The sequence below is a fragment of the Caulobacter sp. Root487D2Y genome, assembly GCF_001427165.1.
Lineage (GTDB): Bacteria > Pseudomonadota > Alphaproteobacteria > Caulobacterales > Caulobacteraceae > Caulobacter.
This window is the reverse complement of record NZ_LMFD01000010.1, coordinates 1,110,379-1,122,984: the sequence shown is the minus strand read 5'-3', so window position 1 is coordinate 1,122,984 and position 12,606 is coordinate 1,110,379. Positions and strand designations below refer to the sequence as shown.

Sequence of the window (12,606 nt, the reverse complement as noted above, 5' to 3'; positions counted from 1 at the left end):
CTCGGGGTCGCCTGGGGAGGATTCGTCGTGACCGTGCTGCAGAAGCTTTTCTCGTTCCAGGGCCGGCTGCGTCGGCGCGACTATTGGTTGTTCAGCTTCCTGGTCATTGGCATGGTTATCGTGCTGTTCGTGCCGTTGATCGTCGGGTTTGGCCTGAACGCCGAAAGCCCCTGGATCGGCCTGATCCCGCTCGTCTTCATCTGGCCGTCGCTGGCAATGATGGTCAAGCGCATCCACGATCGAAACAAGTCAGGATGGCTGACGCTGGTGTACTGGACGCCGTCGGTCGCCTCCAACATCCTAGAGGTGTTTCCCGGCGAGAACCTTGGTCCGATCAAGATCGGACTGGGTGTGGTCCTCATCATCATCGGTCTGTGGTTCCTGATCGAGTTCGGCTTCATGGACGGCACCCAAGGGCCAAACCGCTACGGCAAATCGCCCAAGGGCGTCGGCGGGGACACCCCGGACCGGCTGGAAGAAGTCTTCGCCTAGGACCTTGGTCGAGGCCCTTCCGCTCGAACCCGGCCCGGCCTAGGTTCTGCCTATCGGAGTCGCTGGGGCCTGGCTGAATGAACGATCGCGCGGAATGGTGGGACCTGTTCCTGTCGGCCTCGGGCCGGCTGGCGCGCGGCCCGTTCCTGATCGCCTCGGCGGCGCTGTTCATCTTCGCCGTCCTCTATGAGGCGACGGGGATGACCATCCACCTGCTGACCGGCTGGCTGGTCTATCCGCCGCTGCTGTTCTTCGCGACCTGCCTGCTGTCCAAGCGGCTGCACGATCGCGGCCGCTCGGGCTGGTGGGCGGCGCTGATCCTGCTGTCCCTGGTCGCCGTCTGGCCGACGCCCATGCACGTCCTCGACTTCCTGTTCGGCGCCGTCGTCTTCTGGGCGATCATCGAGTTGGGCGTGATGCCGGGCGAGCAGGGCGCCAACCGCTACGGCCCCAATCCGCTGAAGCCGGTTTCGGCGGTCTGAACGCCGTGCGTCCTTCGAGGCTCGCCCAAGGGCTCGCACCTCAGGATGAGGTATTCAGTAGAAGCGCTCCTCATCCTGAGGCGCCCGCGCAGCGGGCCTCAAAGGACGCGGGGCGCTAGACAGGCGGCGCCTCGGCTTCCACAGGCCCGAAGACCCGCTGGAAGGCCGCGCGCAGCGCCTCGTCCGCCTCGTCCATCGTCACCGGCAGGCCCAGGTCGACCAGGCTGGTGACCCCGTGCTCGGTCTGGCCGCAAGGCACGATGCCCGAGAAGTGCTCCAGGTCGGGTTCGACGTTCAGGCTGATCCCGTGGAAGCTGACCCAGCGGCGCAGCTTGACGCCGATGGCGGCGATCTTGTCCTCGCGCGACCAGCCGGGCCCCTTGCGCTCGACCCACACGCCGACCCGGCCCTCGCGCATCTCGCCGGTGACGTTGAAGGCGGCCAGGGCCTCGATGATCCAGGTCTCCAGCGCCGCGACGAAGGCCCGCACGTCGCGGCCGCGCTTGGTCAGGTCCAGCATCACATAAACCACCCGCTGGCCGGGGCCGTGATAGGTGAACTGGCCGCCGCGGCCGCTCTCGAACACCGGGAAGCGGTCGGGGGCGATCAGGTCGGCGGGCTTGGACGAAACGCCGGCGGTATAGAGCGGCGGATGCTCCAGCAGCCAGACCAGCTCGCCCGCCGTTCCGTCGGCGATGGCGGCCGCGCGAGCCTCCATGGCGGCAACGGCTGCCGGGTAGGGCACGCACCCGGTCGAAACCGCCCACCCCGCCGGCGCGCCGTCGGGCGCTCCCAGCAGCGGAAGCGCCTTATTTTCAAGGTTTAACGCGCGATCAAGCATACGGCCCTAGTCTTGCATCGGGTGACGCGCGGCCGAAGCGGTCGCGAGTGAAATCCAGGGACTTACTTCGTGAGCCAGGTCAACGCCGTCAATGTCGAGATCTCCGTTCTTCTGGGACGGTCGATCCTGCCGATGCAGCAGCTGCTGCGCATGGGCCGCGGCGCGGTGATCCCGCTGGACGCCAAGACCAACGACGAGGTCTGGATCCTGGCCAACAACCACCCCATCGCCCGGGGCGAGATCCAGATCAGCGACGACCGCATTGCCATCCAGGTGACCCGCGCCGCCGACGTCTACGATTACATGGCCGGCGGGTCCTAAAGGCGCTTTGTTCGCGATCCGCGAACTCCGCTCTTTCCAAATCAAACTCAGTTTGCTACCTGCCGCGCCTCACCACGAGCGGTCGTGGCGGAATTGGTAGACGCGCAGCGTTGAGGTCGCTGTGGGGCAACCCGTGGAAGTTCGAGTCTTCTCGACCGCACCAGGTGAGACAACGGCTTAGAGCGCGCCTGGCGAAATCGGTTTCCGACTCGCCAGGGGCGCTCTAACCATTTTGCGGGGAGGGCTTGGCCCTTCGCAGCTTCAGGTCACGCGCAGGACGCACGTCTCAGAGTTCAGGAGGTCCCAATGTCCCGGGAAACAACCGACCTGACAGACGATCCGCGCCATAACCTGGTCATTCCCGAGCCCGAGACGCCCGAGGATCTGGAAGACCTCGCCCTCGGCGACGACTACGCGCTCAATCCCGAATACGTCGAGATGGTCATCGACGCGGCCGACCGCGGCGACACCGCCCGCCTGCGCGAGCTGGTCCACGCCCTGGAGCCCGCCGACGTCGCCGACCTGATGGGCTTCCTGTCGGCCGGCTACCGTGAAGAGGTGATCCCGGTCCTGGATCCGGAATGGCTGGGCGAGATCATCGCCGAGCTGGACGACAACCTGCGCGAGGAAGTGCTGGAGGCGACGCCCTCGCACACCCTGGCCAAGGCGCTCGAGGAGCTGGACTCCGACGACGCCGCCGACGTCATCGACGATCTGGACGAGGGCAAGCGCGCCCAGGTGCTGGCCGCCATGGACGAGGGCGACCGCGCGGCGATCGAGACCACCCTGGCCTATGAGGACGAGACGGCCGGCCGCCTGATGCAGCGCGAGTTCCTGGCCGCGCCGCAGTTCTGGACCGTCGGCCAGACCATCGACCACGTCCGTGAGTCCGGCGCGAACCTGCCGGAGCTGTTCTTCGACGTCTATGTGGTCGATCCGTCGTTCACGCCGGTCGGCGCCCTGCCGATCAGCCAGCTGCTGACCAACAAGCGCGACACGCCCCTGGCTGAGATCATGGAGCCGGTGACCGAGATCACCGTCGACATGGACCAGGAGGAGGTCGCCTACATCTTCGACAAGTACCACCTGATCAGCGCCCCCGTCGTCGAGGCCGGCGGCCGGCTGGTGGGCCAGATCACCGTCGACGACATCGTCGGCGTCATCCGCGAGGAAGCGGAAGAAGACATCCTGGCCCTGGCCGGGGTGAGCGACGCCGGCCGCGACGCCAATGTCGTCGACATCGTCAAGGCGCGCCTGCCGTGGCTGCTGCTGAACCTGGTCACCGCCACCATCGCCGTCAGCGGCGTGGCCGTGTTCCAGGGCGAGATCGCCCAGCTGGTGGCCCTGGCCATCCTGATGCCGATCGTCTCGTCCCTGGGCGGCAACGCCGGCACCCAGACCCTGGCCGTGGCCGTGCGCGCCTTGGCCAGCAAGGAACTGACCACCGCCAACGCCCGCCGGATCATCCTGCGCGAGCTGTCGGTGGGCATCGTCAACGGCTGCACCCTGGCCCTGGTCATGGGCGGGGCGACCTATCTGTTCTTCGGCCCGGCCGACCACCACGGCAAGCTGGCGATCATCGTGGGCCTGGCGCTGATCACCAACATCTTCACCGCGGCGGTCGGCGGCATACTGGCGCCGCTGGCCCTGGCCAAGATGGGACGAGACCCGGCGGTGTCCTCGTCGATCTTCGTGACCTTCCTGACCGACTTCACCGGCTTCTTCGCCGTGCTGCTGATCGCGGCCCTATTGTTGCACTAAGGGCGTAGAATAGGCCGTGGCTCTGGACGGCGCGGCTCGAATCCGCCACGCGCGGCGTTCAGAACAACAAAAGGGGCGATGAGCCCCTTCGGGCCGCCAGAACGGCGCCCATCTTGCGCGGAGCACCCCGAACGCATCCGCGTCTGTCTCAAACTGGGTCATTCTTGGCGATGAAACCGCGTTATCAGGTCTCCCGCGCCGCCGTCGATCTCATCAAGAGGTTCGAAGGGTACCGGATGAAAGCCGCGCAGCTGCCCGATGGGCGCTGGACGCTGGGCTACGGCCACACCCTGACCGCGCGCGCCGGGGCGTCTGTCTCGGAACAGGACGCTGAAGCTCTGCTGCTTTACGACCTGATCACCGTGGCCCATGCGGTCAACGAGAACGTCTACACGCCGCTGAACCAGAACCAGTTCGACGCCCTGGTCTGCTTCTCTTTCAACATCGGCACGGAAAACTTCGTCCGCTCGGCCGTGTTGCGTCGCCTGAACGAGGGCGCGCTGCTGCAGGCCGCCTGCGAGATGGAGATGTGGCGCAAGGCCGATTTCGAGGGCGAGCGCATCGTCATCGACGCCCTGGTTCGCCGGCGTTCGGCCGAGAAGGCGCTGTTCCTGACCCCGGCCGACGGCCACTGGGTGGCCGCGCCCAGCCCGGTGCTGCGTCCCAAGATCGACTACGACGCCGGGAAGCTGGTCCCCAGCCAGGCTCCCGCCGCGATCACCGCTTCGCTGAACGGCGACAAGGCCATCGCGCTGCGCCAGGACGGCTCGCCCGCCTTGGCGCTGAACGGCGCCGGGCCCAGCGCCAGCGAACAGGCGGCCGCCGCCGTCGGCGCGCGTCTCGAGGCGATCCTGCCAGATGAGTCCGCCGCCATGGCGCCGGCCCGCGGGCTGGCCGCCCCGACCCAGGACCTGGTCCTGCCGGAGCCGCCCGCCTTGGCCGCCGCCGCCGCGCCGTCGCCGTTCGTCTACCCGACCCCCGAGCCGTCGGTCGCCAGCGAGCCCGTCGCGCCGTTCCAGCTGACGCCGGAAGAGCCGGTCGCCGAATCGGCCTTCGCGCCGCCGCCGCCGCCGGCCTTCGAGCCGGCCGCCGCGACGAGCAGCGAGCCCGGCCTGTTCGAAACCGCGCGCGCGTCCACCAACGGCTCGCTGTTCAACCTGGGCGGCTTCTCCACCAGCGGCCCGGTCGAGCTGGAACCGCAGGACGTCGCCTTCGCCCACGTGCAGCCACACGCCTTCGGCGGGATCAGCCTGCTGGTCAGCCTGGGCCTGCTGGGCCTGGCCCTGTTCGGCGGCGGCATCCTGTGGAACCTCAGCGTCGGGGCCAACGAAGGCCTGTCACCGATCAAGATGTTCGGCTGGGGCGCCAGCGTGATCGGCATGATCTGCTTCGCCACCTCGGCCTATCTGCTGATGCGCCGGCTGGGCGATCCCGAGCCGATGGGCGAAGACTAGACCTGAATCTAGACCATTCAGAGCATGAACGCCCGCGGGTCTGCTTGATCCGCGGGCGTTTGTGCTATGCAGGCGATCATGACGAACCAAACCGCACCCTCGATGGACTTCGCGCTGGGCGAGACGGCCGACGCGATCCGTGACACCACCGCCCGCTTCGCGGCCGACCGCATCGCGCCGATCGCCGCCAGGATCGACGAGACCAACGAATTTCCCCGCGACCTCTGGGTCCCGATGGGCGACCTGGGCCTGCACGGCATCACCGTCGAGGAAGAGTTCGGCGGGCTGGGCCTGGGCTATCTCGAACACGTGATCGCCATGGAGGAGGTCTCCAGGGCCTCGGCGTCGGTGGGCCTCAGCTACGGCGCCCACTCCAATCTCTGCGTCAACCAGATCCGCCGCTGGGGCACGCCCGAGCAGAAGCAGCGCTACTTGCCCAAGCTGATCAGCGGCGAGCACGTCGGCTCGCTGGCCATGAGCGAGGCCGGCTCGGGCTCGGACGTGGTGTCGATGAAGCTGAAGGCGGAGCAGGTCGGCGACCGCTATGTGCTGAATGGCACGAAGTTCTGGATCACCAACGCCCCGCACGCCGACACCCTGGTGGTTTACGCCAAGACCGACGAAAGGCGCATCACCGCTTTCCTGATCGAGAAGGGCATGAAGGGCTTCAGCGTCTCCAAGAAGCTCGACAAGATGGGCATGCGCGGATCGGACACCGCCGAGCTGGTGTTCGAGGACTGCGAGGTCCCGGAAGAGAATGTGATGGGTCCGGTGGGCGGCGGGGTCGGGGTGCTGATGAGCGGCCTGGACTACGAGCGCGCCGTGCTGTCGGCCGGACCGCTGGGCATCATGCAGGCCTGCCTGGACGTGGTGCTGCCCTATGTCCGCGAGCGCAAGCAGTTCGGCCAGGCGATCGGCTCGTTCCAGCTGATGCAGGGCAAGGTGGCCGACATGTACGTGGCGCTGAATTCGGCCCGGGCCTACGTCTATGCCGTGGCCCGCGCCTGCGACGCCGGCAAGACCACTCGGTTCGACGCGGCGGGCGCCATCCTGATGGCCAGCGAGAACGCGGTGAAGGTGTCGCTGGAGGCCGTCCAGGCCCTGGGCGGCGCGGGCTACACCAAGGAATGGCCGGTCGAGCGCCTGGTGCGCGACGCCAAGCTCTACGACATCGGCGCGGGGACCAACGAGATCCGCAGGTTCCTGATCGGGCGGGAGCTGGTGGGGGCGTAGGGCGGCCTGTTCTCCAGGCCCTCCCCCCGTGGGGGGAGGCGATCGCGCAGCGATCGGTGGGGGGGAGGGAGGACGGATCCTGCAGGCGGGCGCCTGCTGATCACTCCCCCCTCCGTCGGCTTCGCCGACACCTCCCCCACAGGGGGAGAACCTAGGTGGCGACAAAAATGTAAGGGCCGCCCCGATCGCTCGGGACGGCCCTCCATCGTCGTAGCCGCGTCGCGGCGTGACTTGAACCTTAGGCGTTCAACGCCCTCAGTTGGAAACCTCGATCTTCAGGCTCCAGGTCACTCGCGACCTCGGTTGGAGACAATGAGACACTGGTCACCTCCTTTCAGTTGTTGAACAACACAAGAGGAATATGGGCGCCGTTCGGCGGTTCTGCAAAGGGGCAATGTCGCGACCGTACGTCGCGGCGCGTGAAGGCTTCATCAGAAGGCGGATGACGGAGTGAAAGGCACTCCCGGGTCGCGCAAAAGGGGGGACATGCGCGACCCGGGACCACATCGTCGGGATCAGGCTAGAGGGCCCGCGCGATCACGACGATGAGGGTCCAAAGACCGAGATTGAGGCCCAGCATGCCCAGGCGATGCACGTTCACGGCCGAAGACTTGGCGGTGATGGCGATAGCGGTGGCGGCGGAGCGGGTCACTTCGGTTTCCATCTGGCGGCGCGTTAGGTCAGCGCCTTAACCAAAGATAGGCATTGTCGGCTTCCGGACCCATGCGACAAAAGCTACGCATCGGCGCAAATGAGCGGACCGATTGTCGCAGTTCTTGCACGGAGGGCCGGATGCCGGTCTGGGATCCCGACATCTATCAGCGCTACAAGGCCTATCGCGATCGACCAGCCCTGGACCTGATGCTGCAGATCCCGCGGGACCTGGAGCCGCGCGAGATCTGGGACCTGGGCTGCGGGACCGGCGAGCACGCGGCCCTGCTGGCGGTGCGCCATCCGAGCGCCCGCGTGCACGGCCTGGACACCAGTCCGGAGATGCTGGCGCGGGGCAGGGCGATGCGGGCCGACATCGACTGGGTGCTGGGCGACATCGCGACCTTCGCCCCCGAGATCCCGCCCGATCTGATCTTCACCAACGCCGCCCTGCAGTGGGTGGACGACCACGCGGCGCTGTTCCCGCGCCTGATGGGCCTGCTGGCGCCCGGCGGCGTCCTGGCCTGCCAGATCCCCGTGGTGGCCGACGACGGCTGGCGGCGCAGCCTGCGAGAGGTGGCGGCGGACGGGCCCTGGGCCTCGCGGCTGGCCGATATCGAGCGCGTGCGCTCCGGCGTCGATCCGCGCCCCTATCATGACTGGCTGTCGCCCCTGAGCCAGGACCTCGACGTCTGGGTGACGACCTATGTCCACGCCCTGGGCGGCGACGACCCGATCGTCGACTGGACGTCGGGCACGAGCCTGCGGCCCTATCTGGAGGCCTTCAGCGATCCGGACGAGCGGGCGGCCTTCCTGACGGCCTGGCGCGAGCGGCTGGCGGTCGACTATCCGCGCCGCGACGACGGGGCGACCCTCTTTCCGTTCACCCGGCTGTTCGTGGTCGCCCGCCGCCGCTGACGGCGGCCCCCTGGGCGGCTTGGGCGGCTTGGGCGGCCAGGTCGGCCAGGCTGGGCCGCCGGCGCAGCTCGCTGACCGGCTTGCCCAGGCCGTCGACGGCCTGGGCCGCGGCGGCGCGGCCGGCGGCGACGGCGGGTTCGAAGGCCTTCCAGTCGCGGATGTCGATCTTGTCCAGCTTGGGCGTGATCAGCACGTCGGTGGCCTCGCGGCTGGCGGTCAGGTCGCGGCCGGTCGAGACCGTGGCGGCCCGCATCAGCAGGGCGACGATCGGCGGGCCCTTGCGCCATTCGCCGGACCAGAACCAGGTCCACAGCGAGGCCGGGCGGTCGACGTCGTCGGCGGTGATGCTGCGGCCGCGCGTGACATCCACCCCGACGATCGGACCCAGCTGGAAGGCGCGCATGACGTCGGCCGGGAAGTTCTTCATCACCGCCCCGTCGACCAGCACCGAATTGCCGTCGGTCACCGGCGGCAGCACGCCGGGCAGCGAGATCGAGGCCCGCAGAGCGTCGCGCAGCAGGCCCTGGCGGTGCAGGTGATAGGCCCCCGAGGTCAGGTTCGACGACACGCAGAAGAACGGCAGCCACAGGTCGGCGATCTCGATGTCGTCGAAGTGTTCGTTCAGCCGCGCCTTGACCTTCAGGCCCCGGGTCATGGCCACCAGGGGGAAGGCGATGTCGTCCAGCGGGCTGGTCTCGACGAAGGCCTTGCGGATGCGGGTCTCCATCTCGCCGTCGTCCCAGCCCATCGCCAGGCCCGCGGCGACGACCGCGCCCATCGAGGCGCCGCCGACGAAGTCGATCGGCACCCCGCGTTCGCGCAGGGCCTGGATCGCGCCGACATGGGCGTAGGCCCGCGCGCCGCCGCCCGACAGCACCAGGCCCACCGACTGGCCGGTCAGCACCCGGGCCAGGCGCTGCACGTCGGCCATGCCGTTCTCGCGCAAATGGAACAGCCGCGCGGCCTGGGTGGCGTTCAGCCATTCGCCCGAGCCCTTGGGATGGGTCACGGCGGCCGGCTGCAGCAGGATCAGGTCGACCAGGCGCTGGTCCTGCAACGGACCCGAGGCATAGGACGGAATGACCGCCGGCGGCTTGTGGTCGCCCAGGCCGACGCGAAACAGCCGGTCCACCTGGCGGCCAACCACGTGCTTCCAGGCCGTCTCTCCGGCCTCGGCCACATAGAGCACGAAGTCGTGCTGGCGTTCGACGCCGCTGAACCACTCGGTCGGGGCCAGCAGGGATTCCGCGCCCTCGACGGTGACCGAATAGCCCAGGACCCCGATGGCGTGGGCGATGCGTTCGACGATCGGCCGGATCGGCTTGTCAGGCTCGACCGCGATGAAGCCGTAGACCGAAGGGTCGCCGATCGAGGCGTGCGCCCCGGCGTTGCGGGCCCGTCGGATCATTAGCCGCGACAGCTCGATCATCACCGCCGGATCGCGCTCGACGGCCTCGAAGAAGGCGGCGCGGGGCAGGGCCAGGATTTCCGAATCGCGCAGGGCCACCAGGTTGGCCGAATGGGGCGAGCCGGCGATCATCGCCATCTCGCCGGCCGGTTCGCCGGGGCGGATCACCCCCAGGAACTGCGACTCCTGGCCTTCTTCCCGCCGAAAGGCCCCCAGCCGTCCCGTGCGCAGGAAGTAGAGATAGTCCGCCGCCTCGCCGGGCGCGTAGAGTGTCGCGCCGCCCGGCAACGAGAACCAGGCGGCGTCGCCTTCGCGGTGTTCTTGCGCGAAGAGCCGGGCGAGGGCCGTATCGGCCATGAAGTCGGGCAGGGTGACCACGGGTGGGACGCTAACTTGAACCGCGGACCTTGACCATCGAAGGTCAAAAACTGCGGCTTTCGGTGGGAAACGGAAAAGGCTATGCCTCGATAATGCCGAAGATGAACACGGGTATCGACAAGAACGGCGAGACTTTCGCCAAAAACGCCGCGCACAACCGCGCCCTCGTCGAGACGCTGCGCGAAAGGGTCGCGCGGGCGGCGCTGGGCGGGCCGGAAACCGCCCGGACGCGTCACGCGGCCCGCGGCAAGCTCTTGCCCCGCCAGCGCGTCGAGCGGCTGCTGGACCCCGGCTCGCCGTTCCTGGAGATCGGCCAGCTGGCCGCCTGCGACCTCTATAACGGCGAGGCGCCCGGCGCCGGCGTGATCACCGGCATCGGCCGGGTTTCGGGCCGCGAGGTGATGATCGTCGCCAACGACGCCACCGTGAAGGGCGGCGCCTATTTCCCGATGACGGTGAAGAAGCACCTGCGCGCCCAGGAGATCGCCCAGCAGAACCGCCTGCCGTGCGTCTATCTGGTCGACAGCGGCGGGGCCAACCTGCCGCACCAGGCCGAGGTCTTCCCCGACCGCGACCACTTCGGCCGCATCTTCTTCAACCAGGCCCGGATGAGCGCGGCGGGCATCGCCCAGATCGCCTGCGTCATGGGCTCGTGCACGGCCGGCGGGGCTTATGTGCCGGCCATGAGCGACGAGACGGTGATCGTCCGCGACCAGGGCACCATCTTCCTGGCCGGCCCGCCGCTGGTGAAGGCCGCGACGGGCGAGGTCATCTCGGCCGAGGAACTGGGCGGGGCCGACACCCACGGCCGGCGCTCGGGCGTGGTCGACCACGTGGCCAATGACGACGAGCACGCGCTGGAGATCGTCCGCTCGATCGTCGCCAACCTGAACACCACCAAGCGGGTCGAGACCGAGATCCGCGACGCCAGGCCGCCTGTCCACGATCCGGCCGAGCTGTACGGCATCGTGCCCACCGACGTGCGCGCCCCCTACGACGTGCGCGAGGTGATCGCCCGCATCGTCGACGGCAGCGAGTTCGACGAGTTCAAGGCGCTGTACGGCACGACCCTGGTCTGCGGCTTCGCGCGCATCTGGGGGCAGCCGGTGGCGATACTGGCCAACAACGGCGTGCTGTTCAGCGAGAGCGCCGTGAAGGGCGCGCACTTCATAGAATTGGCCTGCAAGCGCAAGATTCCACTGGTCTTTCTGCAGAACATCTCGGGCTTCATGGTCGGCGGCAAGTACGAGGCCGGCGGCATCGCCAAGGACGGCGCCAAGCTGGTCACGGCGGTCGCCAGCGCCGAGGTGCCCAAGTTCACCGTGCTGATCGGCGGCAGCTTCGGGGCCGGCAACTACGGCATGTGCGGCCGCGCCTACAGCCCGCGCTTCCTGTTCACCTGGCCCAACAGCCGCATCAGCGTGATGGGCGGCGAGCAGGCGGCCAGCGTGCTGTCGACCATCAAGCGCGACGGGATGGAGGCCAAGGGCGAGACCTGGGCGGCCGAGGACGAGGAAGCCTTCAAGGCCCCGATCCGCGACCGCTACGAGGCCGAGGGCGACCCCTACCACGCCACCGCCCGCCTGTGGGACGACGGGATCATCGACCCGGCCCAGACCCGCGACGTGCTGGGCCTGGCGATCAGCGCCAGCCTGAACGCCCCGATCCCCGAGACCACCTTCGGCGTCTTCCGGATGTGATTGGTGGAAGCCCTCGTCCTTCGACAAGCTCAGGATGAGGAATTCAAATGTCGGATTAGCCCTCATCCTGAGCTTGTCGAAGGACGAGGGCGGGCCAAGAAAGTGGATGTCATGACCAACCCTATCGTCGATCCGATCGCGGAGATCCCTACCGACGCCATGACGCCGCTGGTCCATCTGGACTCCACGCTCGGCGGCGCGGTCACCGTCTGGATCAACCGACCGGCCAAGAAGAACGCCTTCGACGCGGCGACCATCGCCGCCCTGCACCAGACGTTCGAGACCCTGCATGGGGCCGAGGGCGTGCGGATCGTCTTCCTGCGCGGAGTGGGCGGGGCGTTCAGCGCCGGGGCCGACCTGGAATGGATGAAGGCGGCCGCCGGCTGGAGCGAGGACGACAACCGCGACGACGCCTTGGGCCTGGCCCACATGCTCAAGGCCCTGCACGACATCCCGGCCCTGACCGTGGCCCTGGTCGAGGGCCCGGCGTTCGGCGGCGGGGCGGGGCTGGTCGCGGCCTGCGACCACGCCCTGGCCACGGCCGACGCCAGGTTCGCCTTCTCCGAGGTCAAGCTGGGCCTGACCCCGGCCACCATCAGTCCCTATGTGATCGCCGCCCTGGGGCCGCGCACCGCCAAGCTGTTGTTCGCCACCGGCCGGGTGTTCGACGCCGACCAGGCCTGGAGCTACGGCCTGGTCGACGAGGTGTTCGACGACGCCGCCGGCCTGGTCGCCGCCCAGGACGCCCTGATCGAGGAGGTCGCGGCCTGCGCCCCCGGCGCGATCGGCGACGCCAAGGCCCTGGTCAACGACTTCGTCGGCCAAAAGATCGACCGCGGCCTGATCGACGAGACGGCAAAACGCATCGCGCGCCGCCGTGTGTCGGACGAAGGACAAGAAGGCGTGCGCGCGTTCCTCGAACGCCGTAAACCCGGCTGGACCATCTAGAGTCGAGCAGGGGGCCATA

General features: G+C 68.4%; 11 protein-coding genes, 1 tRNA gene and 2 pseudogenes. 11 read left to right on the top strand and 3 right to left on the bottom strand.

The window, feature by feature from the left end:
• Positions 1 to 27 precede the first annotated feature (27 nt).
• From ASD38_RS15010 to ASD38_RS23965, 3 genes and pseudogenes are all read left to right on the top strand, one after another.
• Positions 28 to 492: a DUF805 domain-containing protein gene (locus ASD38_RS15010; RefSeq protein ID WP_056461028.1), complete on the top strand. Its 465-nt coding sequence runs from the start codon at positions 28 to 30 to the stop codon at positions 490 to 492.
• Positions 493 to 569: 77 nt separating this feature from the next.
• Positions 570 to 974 (top strand): DUF805 domain-containing protein, encoded by a 405-nt coding sequence (locus ASD38_RS15005; RefSeq protein WP_056445050.1) that lies wholly within the window; start codon positions 570 to 572, stop codon positions 972 to 974.
• Positions 973 to 1,093 (top strand): annotated as a pseudogene (locus ASD38_RS23965) (hypothetical protein); the annotation flags it as partial. The gene ASD38_RS15005 and the pseudogene ASD38_RS23965, both read left to right, overlap by 2 nt.
• On the opposite strand, the gene lipB reads toward ASD38_RS23965, so the two are convergent.
• A complete protein-coding gene (lipB, locus tag ASD38_RS15000; RefSeq protein ID WP_056461025.1) occupies positions 1,090 to 1,815 on the bottom strand; it encodes a lipoyl(octanoyl) transferase LipB in 726 nt (241 codons plus the stop codon). The pseudogene ASD38_RS23965 and the gene lipB sit on opposite strands and share 4 nt — an antisense overlap.
• Before the next feature lie 47 nt (positions 1,816 to 1,862).
• Between lipB and ASD38_RS14995 the strand changes: the two are divergent.
• The 5 genes and pseudogenes from ASD38_RS14995 (at position 1,863) to ASD38_RS14975 (ending at position 6,584) form a co-directional block, all read left to right on the top strand.
• Positions 1,863 to 2,136 (top strand): annotated as a pseudogene (locus tag ASD38_RS14995) (FliM/FliN family flagellar motor switch protein).
• 78 nt (positions 2,137 to 2,214) lie between these two features.
• Positions 2,215 to 2,299 (top strand) — tRNA-Leu (locus ASD38_RS14990).
• 143 nt (positions 2,300 to 2,442) lie between these two features.
• Positions 2,443 to 3,897 (top strand): magnesium transporter, encoded by a 1,455-nt coding sequence (gene mgtE, locus ASD38_RS14985; RefSeq protein WP_056461022.1) that lies wholly within the window; start codon positions 2,443 to 2,445, stop codon positions 3,895 to 3,897.
• Between the two features lie 170 nt (positions 3,898 to 4,067).
• Positions 4,068 to 5,351 carry a lysozyme-family localization factor SpmX gene (gene spmX, locus ASD38_RS14980; RefSeq protein ID WP_056461019.1) on the top strand — a complete coding sequence of 428 codons (1,284 nt, stop codon included), beginning with the start codon at positions 4,068 to 4,070 and terminating at the stop codon, positions 5,349 to 5,351.
• A gap of 78 nt (positions 5,352 to 5,429) precedes the next feature.
• Positions 5,430 to 6,584 carry an isovaleryl-CoA dehydrogenase gene (locus ASD38_RS14975; protein WP_056461486.1) on the top strand — a complete coding sequence of 385 codons (1,155 nt, stop codon included), beginning with the start codon at positions 5,430 to 5,432 and terminating at the stop codon, positions 6,582 to 6,584.
• A 520-nt stretch (positions 6,585 to 7,104) separates the two neighbouring features.
• Here ASD38_RS14975 and ASD38_RS24905 read toward each other — a convergent pair.
• Positions 7,105 to 7,236, bottom strand: a complete 132-nt coding sequence (locus ASD38_RS24905) for a hypothetical protein (RefSeq protein WP_268760997.1) — start codon at positions 7,234 to 7,236, stop codon at positions 7,105 to 7,107.
• Positions 7,237 to 7,376: 140 nt separating this feature from the next.
• On the opposite strand from ASD38_RS24905, the gene ASD38_RS14970 reads away from it, so the two are divergent.
• The gene (locus tag ASD38_RS14970; RefSeq protein WP_056461016.1) at positions 7,377 to 8,153 is read left to right on the top strand and encodes a methyltransferase domain-containing protein; all 777 of its coding nucleotides are present in this window, start codon (positions 7,377 to 7,379) and stop codon (positions 8,151 to 8,153) included.
• Here the strand turns inward: ASD38_RS14970 and ASD38_RS14965 are convergent.
• On the bottom strand, positions 8,119 to 9,918 hold the full coding sequence (locus ASD38_RS14965) for a patatin-like phospholipase family protein (protein WP_162250261.1): 1,800 nt from the start codon (positions 9,916 to 9,918) through the stop codon (positions 8,119 to 8,121). The genes ASD38_RS14970 and ASD38_RS14965 overlap by 35 nt on opposite strands.
• A gap of 113 nt (positions 9,919 to 10,031) precedes the next feature.
• Between ASD38_RS14965 and ASD38_RS14960 the strand changes: the two genes are divergently transcribed.
• Positions 10,032 to 11,639 carry a carboxyl transferase domain-containing protein gene (locus tag ASD38_RS14960; RefSeq protein WP_056461013.1) on the top strand — a complete coding sequence of 536 codons (1,608 nt, stop codon included), beginning with the start codon at positions 10,032 to 10,034 and terminating at the stop codon, positions 11,637 to 11,639.
• A 111-nt stretch (positions 11,640 to 11,750) separates the two neighbouring features.
• Positions 11,751 to 12,587 (top strand): enoyl-CoA hydratase-related protein, encoded by an 837-nt coding sequence (locus ASD38_RS14955; protein ID WP_056461010.1) that lies wholly within the window; start codon positions 11,751 to 11,753, stop codon positions 12,585 to 12,587.
• Positions 12,588 to 12,606 lie beyond the last annotated feature (19 nt).